Source organism: Paenibacillus sp. EC2-1, assembly GCF_049311625.1.
Classification (GTDB): domain Bacteria; phylum Bacillota; class Bacilli; order Paenibacillales; family Paenibacillaceae; genus Paenibacillus_AQ.
Genome location: NZ_CP186006.1, coordinates 1937518 through 1957020 on the forward strand (window position 1 = coordinate 1937518; position 19503 = coordinate 1957020).

Annotated in this window: 14 protein-coding genes; 11 read left to right on the forward strand and 3 right to left on the reverse strand. The window is 42.8% G+C overall.

The features are described 5' to 3' along the window. Positions 1-13: 13 nt before the first annotated feature. Entirely contained in the window at positions 14-1660 is a 1647-nt protein-coding gene (locus tag ACK8P5_RS09120) for a sigma-70 family RNA polymerase sigma factor (RefSeq protein ID WP_422660624.1), read from the forward strand. 129 nt (positions 1661-1789) lie between these two features. Here the strand turns inward: ACK8P5_RS09120 and ACK8P5_RS09125 are convergent, their stop codons facing one another. Further along, a complete protein-coding gene (locus ACK8P5_RS09125; protein WP_422660625.1) occupies positions 1790-2836 on the reverse strand; it encodes a helix-turn-helix domain-containing protein in 1047 nt (348 codons plus the stop codon). A 241-nt stretch (positions 2837-3077) separates the two neighbouring features. Here ACK8P5_RS09125 and ACK8P5_RS09130 point away from each other — a divergent pair, with 241 nt between their 5' ends. Both ACK8P5_RS09130 and ACK8P5_RS09135 read left to right on the forward strand, forming a co-directional pair. Beyond that, positions 3078-3929 (forward strand): GNAT family N-acetyltransferase, encoded by an 852-nt coding sequence (locus tag ACK8P5_RS09130; RefSeq protein WP_422660626.1) that lies wholly within the window; start codon positions 3078-3080, stop codon positions 3927-3929. Positions 3930-4074: 145 nt separating this feature from the next. Further along, the gene (locus tag ACK8P5_RS09135; RefSeq protein ID WP_422660627.1) at positions 4075-4953 is read left to right on the forward strand and encodes an AraC family transcriptional regulator; all 879 of its coding nucleotides are present in this window, start codon (positions 4075-4077) and stop codon (positions 4951-4953) included. A gap of 307 nt (positions 4954-5260) precedes the next feature. On the opposite strand, the gene ACK8P5_RS09140 is transcribed toward ACK8P5_RS09135, so the two are convergent. Then, the gene (locus ACK8P5_RS09140) at positions 5261-5899 is read right to left on the reverse strand and encodes a nitroreductase family protein (protein WP_422660628.1); all 639 of its coding nucleotides are present in this window, start codon (positions 5897-5899) and stop codon (positions 5261-5263) included. A 294-nt stretch (positions 5900-6193) separates the two neighbouring features. Between ACK8P5_RS09140 and ACK8P5_RS09145 the strand changes: the two genes are divergently transcribed. Both ACK8P5_RS09145 and ACK8P5_RS09150 read left to right on the forward strand, forming a co-directional pair. Then, entirely contained in the window at positions 6194-6781 is a 588-nt protein-coding gene (locus tag ACK8P5_RS09145) for an HAD family hydrolase (protein WP_422660629.1), read from the forward strand. Positions 6782-6796: 15 nt separating this feature from the next. Next, positions 6797-7204, forward strand: a complete 408-nt coding sequence (locus tag ACK8P5_RS09150; RefSeq protein ID WP_422660630.1) for a GNAT family N-acetyltransferase — start codon at positions 6797-6799, stop codon at positions 7202-7204. Positions 7205-7288: 84 nt separating this feature from the next. On the opposite strand, the gene ACK8P5_RS09155 is transcribed toward ACK8P5_RS09150, so the two are convergent. Further along, complete coding sequence (locus tag ACK8P5_RS09155) at positions 7289-8146, reverse strand: AraC family transcriptional regulator (protein WP_422660631.1); 858 nt, start codon at positions 8144-8146, stop codon at positions 7289-7291. Between the two features lie 136 nt (positions 8147-8282). On the opposite strand from ACK8P5_RS09155, the gene ACK8P5_RS09160 reads away from it, so the two are divergent. The 6 genes from ACK8P5_RS09160 to ACK8P5_RS09185 all read left to right on the forward strand — a co-directional run bounded on the left by ACK8P5_RS09160 (position 8283) and on the right by ACK8P5_RS09185 (position 19438). After that, positions 8283-11411 carry a glycoside hydrolase family 2 TIM barrel-domain containing protein gene (locus ACK8P5_RS09160; RefSeq protein WP_422660632.1) on the forward strand — a complete coding sequence of 1043 codons (3129 nt, stop codon included), beginning with the start codon at positions 8283-8285 and terminating at the stop codon, positions 11409-11411. A gap of 242 nt (positions 11412-11653) precedes the next feature. After that, positions 11654-12658, forward strand: a complete 1005-nt coding sequence (locus ACK8P5_RS09165) for a Gfo/Idh/MocA family protein (protein ID WP_422660633.1) — start codon at positions 11654-11656, stop codon at positions 12656-12658. A 4-nt stretch (positions 12659-12662) separates the two neighbouring features. Continuing rightward, positions 12663-13610 (forward strand): helix-turn-helix domain-containing protein, encoded by a 948-nt coding sequence (locus ACK8P5_RS09170; RefSeq protein ID WP_422660634.1) that lies wholly within the window; start codon positions 12663-12665, stop codon positions 13608-13610. A gap of 12 nt (positions 13611-13622) precedes the next feature. Beyond that, complete coding sequence (locus ACK8P5_RS09175) at positions 13623-14711, forward strand: Gfo/Idh/MocA family protein (protein ID WP_422660635.1); 1089 nt, start codon at positions 13623-13625, stop codon at positions 14709-14711. 92 nt (positions 14712-14803) lie between these two features. After that, on the forward strand, positions 14804-15874 hold the full coding sequence (locus tag ACK8P5_RS09180; RefSeq protein ID WP_422660636.1) for a Gfo/Idh/MocA family protein: 1071 nt from the start codon (positions 14804-14806) through the stop codon (positions 15872-15874). 189 nt (positions 15875-16063) lie between these two features. Next, the gene (locus ACK8P5_RS09185; protein ID WP_422660637.1) at positions 16064-19438 is read left to right on the forward strand and encodes a discoidin domain-containing protein; all 3375 of its coding nucleotides are present in this window, start codon (positions 16064-16066) and stop codon (positions 19436-19438) included. The last annotated feature ends 65 nt before the right edge of the window (positions 19439-19503 follow it).

Below are 19503 nucleotides of genomic sequence, written 5' to 3' on the forward strand. Positions count from 1 at the left end.
CAGGAGGCGACAGATGAGGCACTTAAGTCAGAGTGACAATGAAATAGCAGAAATAATCCGGCCATTCATTAAACCCATCTTCGGGTTTGCGATGAACCGGGTAAAGCAGCGGATAGAAGCAGAAGACCTGGCACAGGAGATCCTGTTACAACTACTAAAATCGATCTCTTCAGGGGCGAATATTCAGAACATGGATGCCTATGTCTGGACCATCGCGAGGTATACTTGGGTCAACTGGTTGAAAAAGCGTACGCACATGCCCCAATCGATTGAGGTCAATGGGATGTCTGAATGGCTGCTCGATCATCAGAAGGAGCCGCTTGAACAACTGATAGAAATTGAGGCTTACCGGATGCTGCGCAGGGAAATCGCGTTTCTATCTGAAATTCATCGCCGAGTCGTTGTTCTCCATTACTACGATGGCCTAAAGCAAATTGAAATTGCAGGCATCCTTGGTATTCCTGTTAATACAGTGAAATGGCATCTGAGTGATGCCAAGAAGGAATTGAAAAAGGGGATGAAACGTATGAGAACAACGGGTGTTTTAAGTGTAAATCCAATTAAATTGAATGGTATTGGTCACTCCGGTACACTCGGGAAACTTGGTGAGACAAATGATTTCCTTGGACGCACCTTGGCTCAGAATATCGTATATGCAGCTTATCATAAGGCACTGTCTATTCATGAAATCGCTCAAGAATTAGGGATGCCACCGTCTTTGCTTGAAGCTGAAGTTGAGCATTTGAGTGAATACGGTTATCTCATTGAAGTTGTTTCAGGAAAATATCAAAGTAATACAATCATCTGGGATACAACCACTGAACATATTGAAGCGGGGCATCAGCATTATAAAAATTGTGCTGGTGAAATTGCTGATTTACATTTTGAAGCATTAATGGACATTCGTAAGGATATTGAGGAAAGTGGGGTGTATTTCCCGGATCAAGACTTTAACTTCCTTCTCTGGACTTTACTGCCCAAGAACATCGAAGAACAGTCTTGGCGAAGTCGCCCAGCAGAAGTAAACTTTCACGCGGTTGCTCCAATGAGGAAGGATGGGGGCCAGTATATCGCTTATGCAACTTTAGAAAAGAGCAAACAACCGGAGTTAACCTTTGATCCACATAATTATGATATTTGTGGTACAATGACTCGTTATCAGGAAGGTAGCTCCCTATACCTATGGCAACTTAATACACATTGGAGTGACCGGGAAGGTTGGCGGGATCTTCACTATAAAGATGTTGAGGTTTGCAGTCAGTTTTGGAATGGGGGATTACCCGACGACGAATCTCACCGTGAGTACTATGCTTTTCTTCTTGAAAAAGGTTATATCCGAAAATCAGAAGGGAAATATCATTTTAATGCCGTTTGGATTGATTCACCTGAAACACTTCAACGTTTAAATCGAGTTATGCCGGACTTGTCTAGTCTTTACACACCAGCGGTTACTAAGCTGTATGAGAACATGCTAGAACTGAGTATTCTAAACCAACCGAAACATCTGGAACCACAGATTGCTCATTTAGTACATGGGAGAGTCTGTGGGGGAATATTGACCGCCTATGTACTGAAGCATCTTGTAGATAATGGAAAGCTGCAAGAGCCGCTATCACATCAGAAGAAGACGATCACTACCTGGATGGGTCCGGTTAAGTAAAATAGAATAGCGTTTGAAAAGGCCATTCAATGGAATGGCCATAAAACTTTACACAGACATGGAACAGGTTTTGCATTCTGACAGCAAAAGCCCCTCCACCGTTTTTGGCGGAAGGGCTAAAGTGATCATCTAAACTGTGTTATTTAACATCTTCCTCTTTAAGTTGTCTTTTTCCCCTTTATAGTAATCAACGGTCTTACCCTCTGTAATCTTCCAATCGCTTTCCAAGAGTGTAATTATTTCGTGGAGCTTTTCAATGGCCTTATCATATTTCCCTTGAATTTCATATATGTGAGAAATCGCTTCTAATGAATCTGAATATTTTGGATTTGGCTGTAATTCGTAACCTTTGGAGTAATATGCGATCGCTTCATCGTATCTACAGAGTTTAGCCATGCAGTCTCCTCTAGAGGACCATGCAAGCCATTCATCTGGATAAAGGTCGGTCATCTGCTCCCAAAGAGCTAATGCCTCAGCAAGATTACCTTCCTCCTTGTATATCAGACCTCCATATAATTGATATAAATAACTTGGATGGATAGTATTCAATTTTTCTAGAGTTTCCCGAGCTTCAGTACATCTGCCATCTGCAATGAAGTAGTTCATAAGCCACTTATAAGCTGGCCAGTAATCCGGATGATTAGACACAAAATTCTTATAGTACGCTATGAGTTTATGGTTATTGGAGAAGTTCCAGTCAAACATGACTCCATTCTCTCCATCGCGCAAAGCATTATGATTACTCTTTTTATTCGGATCTAATATCAGTGCATCCTTGGCATAATGGGAAGCTAATTCACGGTGCTCATTGGAACGATGAATGTGTAACTCAGCTAGCAAGGTGATACATTGGGATTTTTTTTCGTTATCATTTCGTTTTTCTTTAAGAAATTTCTCTGCATAATTAAAATCATCATTTGATATAAAATGTTCAGTATAAATCATATTTTCAATGCGTTCTATATGTGTATCATCGGTTAGTGCAAATAGCTCATCAATGGTAACACCCAAAATTACAGATAAACTAGGAAGAGTTTGAATGTCAGGCATGGTTACGTTGTTTTCCCATTTGGATATGGCTTGGGATGACATATTCAGTTTTGTTGCAAGTTCTTCTTGAGTCATTCCTTTTTGTAAACGTAGTGTTTTAATCTTCTTTCCTATCTCAATATTCATTATTTGAATAACCTCCGTTTTATATCATTTCGACTAGTCCATTGCATTATAGCTTTTTGGCTTAAATTTCCTCAATGACCGCGTAGTTAAACGAATGAGCTTAACAGTTACATTACCGTTCACATTTTTAATTAAGCGTAACACCTTCAGGAAAAAGAAATTGCCTCTCGAAAAGGAGGAGGGACCTAGTTCACGAATAGATATAACAACCATTTAATAATATCGGAGGAATTAAAGACTAATGAACATATCAGATATCCGATACGAACCTTTCAGTGAACAAGATTATAATGCAGTTAGAGAATTATTACGTACTGACATCGAAATAGGACAAGACATCCTTCATGTACTTGAAGAATACCCGGAATTATTCATTACTGTACTGTATGAAGATAAGCTTGTTGCGCTTGCCCAAGTAAACAAACCTGGACCACAGTCGTATTTAACCGTGTTCGTGGCTCCACAGATTCGCAGGCAAGGAATCGGATCAGCAGTTGTAAGGTATGGTGAGAGCATATTACGAGCTGGTGGAACTCAAAAAGTCAGAAGTTCCTTTCTTGCCGGTCGTCCTTCGTCCGTTGCGTTTGCACGGAAGCTTGGCTATGCCTCTTATTTCTCCTCGGCCTACATGCAGCGAATAGGGGATCCTTTTCAGATCGAGAAGCTCCCCATAAGGATGTACACGGACGAAGATTATTTTTCAAGTCAATCGATGTATGCCACAGCTTTTCATGAAATGCGCGTCCGTGTGGGTAGATTTCCTGATTCTGTGATTGCAGAGCCTAGCGAAAATGAGCGGCAAGCTTGGAAAGAGAATGCTAAGGACTATTTCGTATACGAATTAAATGGGGTAATAGTAGGGTTTAGCCATATTCATGGCAATGAGATTAGTAGTGTTTCAATACGTACAGACGCTCAAGGGCAAGGGATAGGAAGAAAATTTATGATGTATTTATGTAATGAGATCTATCAGCGCGGATACGAAACGGTCAAGCTTTGTTGCGTCATCGGAAATGATAATGCCAGAAGTCTCTACGATAGCCTTGGATTCAGGGAAATGTATATTAAGGACATGATGGTAAAAATGTTGTGAGATTAGATGACAGATTTAATTAGGGACATGGAATGATATGGGCTGTGCAAATGGATGATGTACTCACCCTGCAATAGTTGAACTGAATTAATCGGATGTCTTGAAAAATATCTTGCTACTCTTAGAAAGAAGGGAGGTCGTTGGGATGAATGTGCTGGAAAATTTAAATAGGGCATTAGACTATATTGAACAGAATTTGGAGAACGAAATCGACGAATACGAAATAGCAAGGCGTGCGTATTGTTCGGTTCACCATTTTAAAAGAATGATCTCCTATCTGGCAGACATTTCACTTCAAGAATATATCCGCCGTAGACGTCTAACGCTCGCAGCATTGGAATTACAGAATAGTGCTGTGAAAGTGATTGATATCGCCATCAAGTATGGATATCTTTCACCCGATGCATTTACACGTGCTTTTCAAATTCAGCATGGAATCACACCAGCAGAAATGAGACTGACGAACCAATCACTAAAAGCATATCCCCAAATGACCTTTCGCTTATCTATTGTAGGGGGCGAGCCGATGAAATTTAGAATTGAGAACAAGGAAGCTTTTCAAGTGATCGGGATTACCAATCGAGTTACACCGATTGAAATGGGTGAACACCCTGGTGTCGAGCAAGTGTGGAGTTCAACAGATCCTAACACGTATGCCGAGCTGATATCACTTAATAACGTCGAACCATTTGGAATTCTTCATGTGGATGTAGGAGAAGGGGGGGGACGTAGGAAGGGCGATTACAATTACTATTTCTCAGTTGCTTCAACAGAGTCATGTCCGGTCAAATTCTCTCGGTTATATGTACCGAGTATGACCTGGGTAGTCATTGAAGTGAAGGTTCCTTGGGAGCCAGAGAAATGGAAGCAAATTTATGGAGAATGGTTCCCTTCCTCAGGTTATGAGCAAATTGAAGGGCCTACGATACAGGTTGGACCAGAAATCCAAGTAGGTGTAGAGAAGCAGGTATTTACCGAAGAAGTTGAGGTCGAATATTGGATACCTGTTAAGAAAGTCCGGTAGAAGAATTTAATAAAACATTAAAAAAACTCGTCCTCTGCCTAGAAAGCACTGGACGAGTTTTTACTACTATATAGCTTCAATTAACGATTTACTTGATCTGGTTTTATTTGTAGGTGGACATGAATAATAATCATGGTTTGATCATCCTTTTTGTCTTGTGTACTTTAAAACTCGTGAATATGTTGAGCAATCACATATTTGAAAGCGAGCTTGCTTCGGGCTACCATCCCATAAGCGGGTAATGGCCACACTAACGATGTTTAGGACTTTCTGCCACGGAGAACTGAATTACTTCATCGACGTCGTATTATTTCCACGTCGTTACGGTTTCGACAGGCAGGCGGTAGGTTTGGAACCCCTCGCTGGCTGCTTTTCCGATGGAGATGAGCATAATTGGAATGTAGCGCTTTTCATCAAGACCCAATGCATTGGCGATTTGATCTTTCTCGTAGCCGCCAATAGGGTTGGTATCATAACCATGTGCACGTGCAACAAGCATGAGTTGCATGGAGACGAGACCTGCGTCGAGGATGGTGGTTTCTCGAATTACAGTCTCGGACATAGCTGCGTACATCGGTTTGAATGCGTTCAATTGATATTCTTTTATGTCAGCAGGCATGTAGCCTAGTTCAACCGCTTTACCATAAATCTCTTCGGCATAATCAAAATTATTCATATCTGCAAAGACAGCAATGACTGCTGATGAACTTAACACTTTATCTTTGTTGAATTTAGCGAGATCGCCAAGCGCTTTTTTTCCTTCTTCGCTATCAATAACGACAAAACGCCAAGGCTGCATGTTGATAGAAGATGGGGCAAGAGTAGCCTTAGCTATGATCTCTGTCATTTCCTCACGGCTTATTTTTACATTTGGATCATACGTTTTGATGGAACGGCGTCCATACACGATTTCGTTGAAGTCGTTTGTTTTTTGATATTTACTCATATTTATCCCTGCTTTCTTTGTGGTTGAATAATGTTTGATGGGTCAATGATTGATACGTCAATTAATATAATGCAAGGATAGGTGTAATTGCAACTCGGAAATGAATGAATACACGTAAAATAATGAATACTTTTCCATATCTGAATCTATTAAAAGGACTAACAAATTCAAGAGCCATACAGGAATGAATCATTAGAATAGAGTGGAATTTTTAATATTATTGGATATAATTACCTATAATATCTTCATTCTTTTTGATAGTTTTTGTGTGTAGATGTAGCAGGGGAGGGAATCATGACTAAACATCAATTGATACTAGATGTGGCTGGTGTGCTAGTCACTAATATATCCCCACGTTATTGGGAAGAGATCGCTGAATTAGGTAACGCTACGAATAAAGATCTCAAGACGATGTTCAAGCTACATATAAGGGATCGGTATTGGTCAGGAGTTTTACCTGAAGAGGCTTTCTGGGATTGGCTCCGAAAGGAGTGTCCAAATGTCGAGGTCACTGTGGCTAAAACGATGCTGTCTAAGCATCTTCAGACCATGCCAGCTTTTGAACGCATCCCTGAATGGAGTCATTTAGCTGATGTTCACCTGATAAGTAATCACCGTGAAGAATGGTTGACCCCGATATTAAAGCCTTTGGCTCCCTACTTACACAGCGTAACTGTATCAAGTAATGTAGGGTACTGTAAGCCTCAAGCTGAGATTTATGAGCTAGTACAATTGAAATTAGACCGGAATCGTCCAGTCACTTATGTAGATGATCAACAGAAGAACTTGAAGCCTGCTCAGGATTTGAGATGGAATACGGTGTTAGCAGACCGAGAGGGACAATGGATAGAGCGTGTGGAGTTTATTCTTGGTAATCGTTGATGTGGAGGGGAACGTATGGCAGTACAATTCGGGGATTATGTGATCAGTACAGATAAGGCGCGCTTAAACTATGAAACGATCCATTCGTTAATAGGTGGGAGTTATTGGGCGAATAATAGACCCAAAGAGCGAATGAATCGGGCGATTGAAACCTCTCTTTGTTATGGAGTGTATCACGGGAATCGACAGATTGGATTTGCTAGAATTATTACAGACTGGGCAACGACATACTGGCTGTGTGATGTGATCATCGACGATGAATATCAAGGACAAGGGATCGGCAAAAAACTGATCGAAACGATTACCACAAGCGAAGATCTTAAAGACTTATCCGGGTTTCTAGGAACAGCTGACGCTCATGGGCTTTATGAGCAATATGGCTTTCAGCGGAACGCTGACCGTTTTATGGTACGTCGTCCATAATAGAGGACAAGTCTATCAACGTTGCGTCATGACAAGACCAGGTGTTCAAGAGCACCTGGTCTTGTCATGTATATCTTTCTTTTCTTACGATAATCTCGAAGAATTTGAAAGGGAGCCATAACCATGGAATCTTTTGAACTCTTCGGGTGTCATGCCTTCTAAGCGTTTAAATACGGTGCAGAAATAACTCGGATGTTCGAACCCGGAGCGCTTAGCGATTTCTCGGATTTTTTGATGTGGTTCCAGAAAAATAAGTTGCTTACTAAGGTTAATCCGCTCCCGATTCACATATTCCATAGGCCTTACGTTCATCGCTTGCTTGAATAAATAGCATAGGTACTGAGGAGTCACATTGGCCTTTGCAGCAAGCTGTTCGATGGTGATCTGGTGCTGGCACTGCTGTTTGATGTATTGGATCACCGGCTGTAGCCGCTGAACACTTTGATGTATCGTGTGTTGACTCGTGTTTACACGCTGAGCCAAATCCAGAAGAAAGTTATAGATCAGCTTAGAGCAGCGTAAATCCATATATGAATCTTCTAATGAAGCTGCTCTAATGATTGCGAGTAGATCGGCCTTCATGTGAGCAAAATCCGTAATATCAAACACATCTGATTGCCGGACCCCTGCTAGGTCGAGTAGTGGACTACATTGAGATCCTTCCATTGAGAGGAAGATGACGCTCCAAGGCTCGCTGACTGCATGATAATGATGAGGTTCGTCTGGAAATAGACAGATCGCTTGTCCTGCTCTTGCCTTCTTCACTTGTCCATCTACATAGATGACACCTTCACCCGACAGAACAAACAACCATTGATAAGAGGAGAAGCCGCTTGGTCTTCGTACAGTCTCCTGATTATTCCACTGGCCCGTTATCGTAAGATAGACGGGAAGTCGCTTGGTTGAATCGGTAATTAATCCGAAATAAATGGAATCGATCATATCAACCGCTCACTTTCATATTTTTATATCATCATGAATATTGTTTAATAGAAATAAGAAATTCCTGACTCTATAATATGAATATAGTAATAGAATACCTCATTTACATAAAACTATCGAACAGGAGTGACACCACTTGAATAAACAAAAGCTAGCTTACCAGCCCCCTTCAAATGGTTATCCCGAATGGAACAATAATCCGGAGACTTTCCAGTTGAACCGTATGGATGCTCATTCAACCATGATTACTTACGATTCTTTAGAAGAGGCCTTAGCAGGAAAGTTGGAGCAGTCCCGTAGCTACTGTTCTTTGAACGGAATGTGGAAGTTTGCATGGGCAGAGAATCCGAATAGCCGAATCGTTAATTTTTATGAACAAGATTATAACTCCGATGCTTGGGCCGAAATCCCGGTACCATCACATTGGCAGCTGCAAGGATACGATTATCCGCATTATACGAATGTGATCTATCCGTGGGTTGAGCAAGAGGATCTAAAACCTCCTTATGCTCCGACGAAATACAATCCAGTCGGTTCTTATATCCGCACGTTTACGGTGCCAGAAGATTGGAAGGATCAGCCTGTATTTATTAGCTTTCAAGGGGTTGAATCCGCTTTCTATATTTGGCTTAATGGAGAACTTGTAGGATATAGTGAGGACTCCTTCACGCCGTCTGAATTTGATCTGACGCCGTATCTTGTTCCTGGTGAGAATAAGCTTGCGGTGGAAGTATACCGCTGGAGTGATGCAAGCTGGCTAGAAGATCAGGATTTCTGGCGGATGAGTGGGATTTTCCGGGATGTATACTTATTTACGGCTCCGGATGTTCATATCTATGACTTCCACGTTACTGCTGGATTAGATCACAATTATGAACATGGCTCACTATCTGTTAAATCTCGCATCCATAACTACAGTGAAACGGATCATAGCAGCGTTACTCTGGAAGTCCAACTGTATGATGAGGAACATAATCCCGTATGGACGAGTGCTCTGTCTGAGCAAGTTTCAATCGGTACGAAGCCGGAGGAAGTGTTGGAACTTGGGGCTGAGGTAGGTTCACCTAAGAAATGGAGCGCAGAGTTTCCTCACCTGTACACACTTGTCCTTGAACTAAAAGATCAGGATGGTCAGACGGTACAATATATTAGCTCAAAGGTTGGCTTCCGTTCTTTTGAAATTAAAGATGGTTTAATGAAAATAAATGGGGAAACCATTGAGTTCAAAGGTGTAAACAGACACGAGTTCTCCCAAACGAAGGGGCGGGCGATCGGTGAAGACGAAATGCTGGCCGATATAAAGCTCATGAAAGCATATAACATTAACGCTGTGCGGACCTCGCATTATCCGAACCATCCGAAGTGGTATTCGCTTTGTGATGAGTACGGATTATATGTGATTGATGAAGTGAATCTGGAGACCCACGGAACTTGGACCTACGGGCAAAAGGAATTGGAAGATACCCTACCAGGCAGCAAACCCGAATGGCGGGAGAATGTGCTGGATCGTAGTAAATCCATGGTTGAGAGAGATAAGAATCACCCCTCCATCGTGATCTGGTCTCTTGGTAATGAATCGTTTGGTGGGGATAACTTTATTCATATGTACGAGTACTTTAAAGAAGCAGACCCATCACGTATCGTTCATTATGAAGGTGTGTTTCATTATCGTGCTTCAGAGGCAGCATCAGATATTGAGAGCCAGATGTATACGCATGTCTCAAACATTGAGAAGTATGCAAAGAGCAATCCACAGAAGCCTTTTATCGTATGTGAGTACAGTCATGCCATGGGGAATTCTTGTGGTGGACTAAGCACCTACTGGGAGTTGTTTGATCGCTATCCGGTGCTCCAAGGCGGCTTCATCTGGGACTGGATCGATCAGGCTATTCTTACACGAAATGAAGATGGACAAGAGTACCTAGCTTATGGCGGAGATTTCGGGGATTCCCCGAATGACGGAACGTTCTGCGGAAATGGATTGATTTTTGCAGACCGAACGGTGACCCCGAAAATTTATGAAGTGAAGAAATGCTATCAAAATGTTAGATTTTCCGCGATTGATTATGATCAAGAGACGGTAAGTATTTCGAACCGGAACCTGTTTACGAATCTGGTTGACTATGATTTACAATGGAATGTGTTAAGGAATGGACAGCCTGTGGCTGAGGGAGTCCATCAGGTTGATATTGCACCTGGTGCTACAGTAGCTGTCGGGATTTCGGAGGCACTAGCGGCTTGCTCCGGTGGAGAATTCAGTGATGAATATGTGTTGACTCTTAGCTTTGTGTTGAAAAAAGAGCAATTATGGGCTGATAAAGGCCACGAGGTAGCCTTCGAACAATTTGTATTAAAAGTAGGCGACGATGCAGAAGTTATAAACAAGGACAAGAATTCTGGAAAACCAGTACAAATCACGGAACAAGATGCGCTTATTAGCGTAAGTGGTGATGATTTCTCCTTGAAGTTTGATAAAGCGACAGGCGCTCTAACATCGTACATGTATGCAGATACGGAGTTTATGAAGCAGACACCAGTTCCTAATTTCTGGCGTGCATTGATAGACAATGACCGAGGTAACAATCTGGAGGAGCGCAGCGGTGTATGGCGTACGGCAAGTGCGGAAAGAACACTGAAGAACCTAACCTGTGAGCAGGGTGCGAACATCGTGACGATCGAGGTGGTGTACTCGTTACCAACATCACCTGAGTCTACTTGTATATTGACCTACACCGTAAATGGAGAGGGAGCAGTACAGGTACAGCAAGAGCTAACACCAGGGGCAGATCTGTCCGAAATCCCTGAGGTGGGAATGATGTTCGAGCTGGAAGGATCCTTCGATACGTTGACTTGGTATGGAAAAGGCCCATTTGAGAACTATTCAGACCGGAATACAGGTGCGAAGATAGGGCTTTACTCAGGATTGGTCAAAGATCAATGGGTTCCATATCTCCGCCCGCAGGAATGTGGGAACAAAACAGAGGTGCGCTATGCGTCCATTCATAACAATCAAGGGCTTGGAATGGAAATTCAAGGTCTGCCGAAGGTTGAATTGAATGTACTTCCATTTACACCAATGGAGATTGAGGCTAGCGATCATGCCTATAAACTTCCAACATCAGATAAAACCGTTGTACGCGTAATGAGCCAGCAAATGGGTGTTGGTGGTGATGACAGCTGGGGATCGAAGCCACATCCAGAATATACACTTTATGCAGATCGAAGCTATCGTCTATCCTTCTCATTTAAAGGAACGAAGAAATAAGAAGTTTTGATCTGATTATGGAGCAGCATCCGTATTGATTATTAGGATGCTGCTCTTTTTGTATTCAAATGACACGATGAACGAAGCTCCTTGAGATTATACATCTAGGGAGTATTGAATTATCTGTGACATGTCGTAATTTTATATATGGTTTGTCGTATACTTCTACTAAAAAAATGATTCGTGATGTGATACCTTTATAGGTGAATGTCAGGATATTATATATCGGGAGGTAAGGCGAAGTGAGCATTAGAATCGGCAAGATTAGCTACTGGCACGTTCATGCTTGGGATTACACAAAACAAGCGCAGGAACATGATGATACAGACATCGTTGCAGTTTGGGACGAAGATCCGGTTCGCGGAAAGAAAGCTGCCGAGAAGTTGCAAGTTCCTTTTTATGATCATTTAGATGACATGCTTGCTCAAAAGGATATCGACGCAGTCATTGTTGATGCACCTACGAATAGACACCGTGAGGTTATGGTCGCTGCTGCTAAGGCAGGTAAGCATATTTTCACTGAAAAGGTGGTTGCACCTACGCTCGCGGAAACCAATGAAATTGTGTCTGAAACGGAGAAGCAAGGCGTTAAGTTAACGGTCTCGTTACCCCGCTTAAATGACGGTTATACCTTAGCTGTTCAGGACGTGCTGAATCAAGGGCTGCTTGGCAAAGTTACATATGTTAAAGTTCGCCTTGCTCATGGTGGAGCTCTTGCCGGCTGGCTTCCCGATCATTTCTATAGTTTAGAGCAATGCGGTGGTGGCGCCTTGATCGATCTAGGATGTCACCCGATGTATTTGACCCGTCTATTCCTTGGAGAAGAAATTACGGGTGTAAGTGCAAATTTCGGTTATATCACAGGTAAAGAGGTTGAGGATAACGCTGTTGCAACACTTCAAACAGCATCAGGAGCGATCGGTGTTGTAGAAGCCGGCTTTGCGAACAGTCATTCACCATTTACCATCGAGATTCACGGAACCGAAGGAACTTTATTGTTCGGAACACCAGAAGAGAAGCTTCTGCTGAAAACGAACCTTGCTAAAGATGAGACACCAGCTTGGACAGAGATCCCGGTATTCGATTCTCGTGAGAGTGCATTCCATCAGTGGGTTGGTCACATCCAGAACGATACAACCGCTGACGATAATATCGCTATGGCTGTTGAGCTGACAAAGTTAATGGAAGCTGCGAATCGTTCAGTTGCAGAAGGAAAAGTAATCAAGCTGGAAGAATTACAAGCATAGAACGATGGATGAGTTAAAGAGAGGCACTACTTTTCCTTATGGAGTGATGTTTGAGAAGCAGGATATGCTCGAACGCCTGGATATTCGGATTTCATGGGGACATTATGAGATTCATGTATTAAGGTTTCATCTTACGAAATTTCCTCCGGGAAAAGTGGTTGATTTTCATAACCATGCCGAGTTCGAATTTCACTTTATTCCAAGAGGAAAAGGTAAGGTAATTCTCGAAGAACAATCCTACTCCTTATCGGAAGGAATGTTCTACTTAACAGGTCCTGGTGTTATGCACTATCAAGAGGCAGATGCGCAGGAAGATATGGATGAGCTCTGCTTGCACGTGAATATTACGGAGAAAGCAAGAGATGAAGTGGACCCGTGGGAAGCCGCAGAGGCCGAGGAGTGTATCGAGAAGTTACAACAACTTCCTCTCATTCCAGCCTATGACTCGCATAAGGCGATGAGTTGTTTTCTTGAAGCTTACCAAGCATGTGATGGTAAGTTCGCAGGCTACTATACCTCTATTAAACATTTAGTGGTTAGTATTTTAGTGAAAGCAGTAAGAGCTTACGATTCTGATGGGATTCGAGTAGAGGCGCCAGTGAGGGATATGCTCTCCTACCGTTATCAATATGCCATTCATTTTATGGAGGCTAATTACTCAGCTAGTCTTACACTGGAAAGTGTAGCGGAGAAACTGAATATTAGTCCAAGGCAGTTACAGCGGGTATTCAAACAGATGAATCCGAGCAGTTCATTCAGTAAAGTGCTTGAGGATATTCGATTGGAAGCCGTATGCCGAAGGTTAGAGGAAAGCTCCTTACCGATTGAGCAGATCGCGCAACTTGAAGGGTTTACGAATGCCACCTATTTACATGCTGTGTTTCGCAAGCGAGTGGGTATGACGCCTGGCGCTTATCGCAAGGAACAACAAAATAAAAACTATGAAAAGTGAAGGTGATTAAGAATGAGTAAAGTATATCGTGTAGGAATTATCGGATGTGGCGGTATTGCAAACGGAAAGCATTTGCCTAGCTTAAGCAAGTTGAAGAATGTTGAGCTTGTCGCTTTTTGTGATATCGTTGAAAGTCGTGCAGAAGAAGCAGCGAAAAAATTTGGTACAGACGAAGCAAAAGTGTATGCTGATTACGCAGAGCTTTTGAAAGACAATACGATTGATATTGTTCATGTTCTTACACCGAATGATGCTCACGCTGAAATTTCAATCGCTTCACTTGAGTCCGGTAAGCACGTCATGTGTGAAAAGCCAATGGCTAAGACGGCTGCTGAAGCAAGAAGCATGGTTGAAGCGGCTAAGAGAACGGGTAAAAAACTCACGATTGGATACAACAACCGTTATAGACCTGATAGCTGGCATCTGAAGCAAGTATGTGAAGCGGGAGATCTTGGTGATATCTATTTTGCCAAAGCACATGCAATTCGTAGAAGAGCTGTACCTACTTGGGGCGTATTCTTGGATGAAGAGAAGCAAGGTGGAGGTCCACTTATCGATATCGGAACCCACGCACTTGATTTAACACTGTGGATGATGAATAATTATAAGCCGAAAGTTGTTTTGGGAACGAAGTATCACGAGCTTGCGAAAAAAGAGAATGCAGCAAATGCTTGGGGACCATGGGACCCAGAAAAGTTCACTGTAGAGGATTCAGCATTCGGTATGATCGTTATGGAAAATGGAGCAACTGTTATGCTGGAGTCCAGCTGGGCTCTTAATTCCCTTGAAGTGGATGAAGCGAAGTGCAGCTTGAGCGGTACCGTTGCTGGCGCGGATATGAAGGGCGGTCTGCGTATTAACGGAGAACAACACAGCCGTTTGTACACGCATGAAGTTGATTTGAAGTCTGGCGGAGTCGCTTTCTATGCAGGTAGTTCGGAGAGCGATGCAGATATTGAAATGAGAAAATGGATTGAAGCGGTTGATCAAGATCTTGAGCCGGTTGTAACACCTGAACAAGCTTGTGTCGTTTCTGAAATCCTAGAAGCTCTTTACGAATCCGCTCGCACAGGAAAAGCTGTTTACATGAATCAGGGGTAATAAACAAGGGAAGCATCTTAACTTATCGAAACAACATCAAGAGACTTATTAGCGCATTAGATGCTGATGTATTAAAAAGGAGCTGTGTATCCATGACAACGACCAAACACGCTATCGTAATTGTAGGCTTTGGCGGTATGGGAAACTACCATTCTAAACTAATCAAAGACAATCAGAAAGTTGAAGTTACTGGAACTTATGATGTTTTGGAAGAACGGCGCAAAGCGTCTGTGGAAGCGGGTTATCCTGCTTACGAGAGCTATGAAGCTGTTCTCAATGACCCTAAGGTAGACGTTGTTCTTATAGCTACACCGAATGATGTGCATAAGGAATTGGCAATTAAAGCTTTACAGGCAGGTAAGCATGTGATCTGTGAAAAACCGGTGACCCTTTCTGTAAGTGACTTTAAAGAGATTCTCGCTGCTGCAGATGAAGCTGGACGAGTACTTATGGTTCACCAAAATCGCCGCTGGGATGAAGATTTCTTGACTGTCAAGCAAATGTACAATGAGAAGACGGTTGGGGATCTCTTCCGAATCGAATCCAGAGTCCATGGAGCTAATGGAATACCAGGAGACTGGCGTCATCTTGAAGAATTCGGCGGAGGTATGCTCCTAGACTGGGGAGTGCATCTGTTGGATCAGATGATCTTCATGGTTGACAGTAAGATCACGAGTCTGAGCAGCCGACTTAGTTTCATTCTAGGTGATGGTGTAGATGATGGATTTGAGGCTTATCTTCAATTCGAAAATGGTGTATCTGCTGTAGTCGAAGTAGGAACGACGAATTTCATCACACTGCCTCGCTGGTATGTGAAAGGTACCGAAGGAACGGGTATCATTGAAGACTGGTCCATGAACGGTCGTATCGTTACTCGAAATCAGGATGCTGTAAAAGTGGAACCGAAGCCAATTCAAGCAGGGGTAGGTTTAACCAAGACGATGGCCCCTCCTTCAGAAGAAGCAACCATTACGGGTTCACTTCCAGAAGCGTTCCGTCAACCTAGTAGCTTCTTCGATAACTTCGCAGATATTATAGAAGGCACAGCAGAACCAATCGTTAAAAATGAAGAAGTACTGCGCGTACTGAACATTATTGAAGCTGTATTTGAGTCGGCTAGAACAGGCGAAACGTTGAAGGATTTTGATATATATCCTGCGTAACCTGAAAAATTAGTCCACATTAAAAAGTACCACTGCTCTCGAAACTCATTCAGAGAGCAGATGGTACTTTTTTTATGGGAAGTTATATGATCTATATTCCAAATAAAAAAAATGTTGAATTTTCAATCCGAATATTCTCGATCTTTGCGCAGTATGATGGGATGAACATATCGCGAAGGGGGAAAATGTGTGGTATTGAAAGGACACAGTAATGGATTAATGAGGTGGCTAGTAACGACTATGGCTTTATGTTGGCTGCTAAGTACTTCAATCGTCAACGCCTCAGATTCCGAAATAGTATTGGATCCAGTAATCGACACAGTAACGATTAGCGAAGATGCCAATCCGGCTGGAGAGATGGAGATGGCTAGCGAAGATGCAAGTACCGCAGCGGATATGGATACGGATCGTGAAGATGTAAATAACGCATTTGGTGGGGCAGTGACAGCGTTAAGCATTGGTGGGGTCTCGGTTACAAATATTGCGAATAACGGTGGCAATTACGGAACAAGTACCCTTAATAAAGCCATTGACGGAAATCCGGCTACGCACTGGGAGACGGGCACACCGAATTCCTCCAGCTTTACGAACAAGGTTACTTTCACTTTTGATCAGGTGTACACCCTATCAAGAATCGAATACCTCGTTCGTCAAGGCGCGGATTGGAAGGGATTTCCACTTCACTACAAATTATATGCAAGCGCTACCGAAACAGGTGAGAATTTTACTCTATTCAAAGAAGATACTTACGTTTCAGCCATCGGCACGTCCATCGAATTTGAATTTCCAAGCATCGATGCCCGCAGAGTCCGTATGGAATTCGTTCAAGCGAAAGAGAATTGGGCGAGCATCGCCGAAATCTCCTTTCATCAACCGGATGCCCTTCGAGATCAATTTAAGCAGGTCTTTACGGATCAAACCTATTCGAAATTAACCCCAGCTTACAATAACACATCGTCCATTCAGAACTTAATTAATATAGCGAGCGGTCATCCTGATGAGAGTAAATATATACCGATTCTGAATGACGCGCTTACCCTGGTCAATCAACCAACGGCGTTTGATAATAAGCTCTTTACTGCAATACAGCGCGGCAATATTAATCAAGAAGCGAGCCGTGGACAGATGGATTCTAGGCACACCATGGTTCCCACAGGCTATTATGTCACGCCTGGAGAAACGCTTCGTGTCTATGTAAAAGCTGATTATAATGGCATCCTTCCACAGCTTGTGTTAGGGCAGGCATTGACCGTAGGAGGAAACTGGGGAAGCTGGATAAAAGTCTACGATCTGGTGCCTGGGATTAACATCATCAAAGCTCCTCCATTAGCCGTCGATGACACGGATGGAAGTAAGATTAGACCTGCAGCAATCTATTTGCAAAACCAAGCCTATCCGAATCAACAGCCCTACGCGCCTCAGATTCGTCTGGTGGGTGGGACGAAGTTCCCAATGTATGTTCATGGGGTAACTAATGTGAACGATTTCATGTCAGAACTCACAACTTATGTAAGTAATGTGGAAAACAATGACTTATATTTTGATTACGATACGATCGTAAGTTCAGGGCAACCACCTAAATTCTACAACATCATGGAGCTCGTAACCGATAATACCATTACGACCACAAGTGCGAGAGCTGCACTAGAGGGGCTTAATGAGCAGTTTACCAAGAGTGGTCAGACCATAGCTGATACAGCAGAGACTTGGGAGAGATTCTATAGAGTCATGAACGAATATTCAGGTTTTGATGCCAACGACCCGAATCCTCTTCACCATGCGCCGAACAGCATGATGATGTCTAGATTGTTTACGAAGGGAGCTCATGCTTGGGCCGGCGGTGGACTTACAGGATATCAAGCCTATGACGATTTGAATAATGGTCCGCGTACGGGCGGATTTGCCAAAGAACTCATTCAGGTGGTTGGTCCTGGAGGAGGATGGGGCGAAGCTCATGAATGGGGACATATCTTTGACAATTATGCAATTGAAATTGGCGAGATTACGAATAATATGTACGCCTTACGTATGGAACGCGAGTTCGGCCTTGCTTCAAGAATAGAACGCGAAAACCGCTGGGATACCATGAGAAGGTTCAATGAGGGAGAGGCGGTCGAACTCAGTGTATTCGAACAAACAGCGATGAATTATCAGCTTGAAATAAAATACGGCTTAAATACGTTATATCCTTTAGTTAATCGTTATTTACGTGAAGAATCTTTAAAAGGAACATTTGCAGGATTAGACAAATGGCAGACGATGGCGGTTGCAATGAGTCGTGTTATTGGTGTGGATGTCACACCACACTATGCGCACTACGGCAAATCCATGGATCTTCAAAAAGTTCGTGATCTGGTAAGTGGACTGCCTGTACTGCCGGACAAAACTTGGCTGATTACCGACAAGTCCCGTACGCTTGGGAATTTCGTCAACGGAGCTAAACCGCAAATTACATCGGTAGACCGTTTTGATGTAGGCGTAGAGCTAACCCTCGGAATAAATGAACCTTCGAATACATTGCTTGCCTATGAGATTTATCGAAATGGAGTGCTGCTGGGGATTAGTTATGGTTCAACTTTTGTAGATACAACGGCTCAGCCTAATCAGGTCTATGAATATGAGGTTATCGCTTATGATGGCAAAGCAGTCGCTTCACCAAAGAGCGACAAATATTTGCTTCGCGGTAAAGCAGCTTCCATCTTTGCAGCAGATTGGACATTCAATGCAACACCTGCTGCTCAGTCGGCATTCCCGCTTGCGAATGCTTTTGACAAGAACACGGGCACTTTCTTCGAGTCACTCAAACAAAGTGGTAATAAGACGATTACTATTGATATGAAAAAGGAGTTCTATATCAAAGGTTTTTCCTATGTTGCAAGACCATTCGATCAATGGGACGAAGGTATGTTGGTTAACTATAACTTCTATGTGAGTCTGGATGGAACGAACTGGACGAAGGTAATTAATAATGGTACTGTACCGAATCCGAATGCTAGAGGGAACAACTATAACAACATTAATCTGCCTACCATTACCAAAGCGAGGTATATTAAGCTGGAGTCCTTGTCTGTTGTGAATGGTACAGCGCTTGCGGTAGCTGAATTCTCAGTCACGGGAAGTGAGACATTATTTGACCCGAACGGCACGTACAAAATTATTTCCAAATCAAGTGGGAAAGCAATTGGGGTGCAGGATGGTGCTACGGCGAATGGTTCTCAGGTGAAGCAGTTTACTTATATGAGTAAGGATAGTCTGCACTGGAACATTGTTCAGAACTCCAATGGTACCTTCAAGCTTGTCAATAAGCTGAGTGGTAAGGTGGCGGATGTGAACGGTGGCTCGACTGCGAATGGCGCGAATATTATTGTGTATGCTGATTCGGGAGCAGCTAATCAACAATGGCAGCTTTCTATAGGAACACAAGGCTATTACACAATCACAAGCCAACATAGCGCCAAAGTCATGGATGTAAATGCGAATTCAATGCAAGATGAAGCGAATATTATTCAATACGCACCAAGCGGAGCGAATAATCAACAGTGGAGTATTGTACGAGTGGATTAGTAAATAGAATAGACCCAGATCAGCGGATATTTGGCCGATCTGGGTCTTTGCTGTATTATCAAACG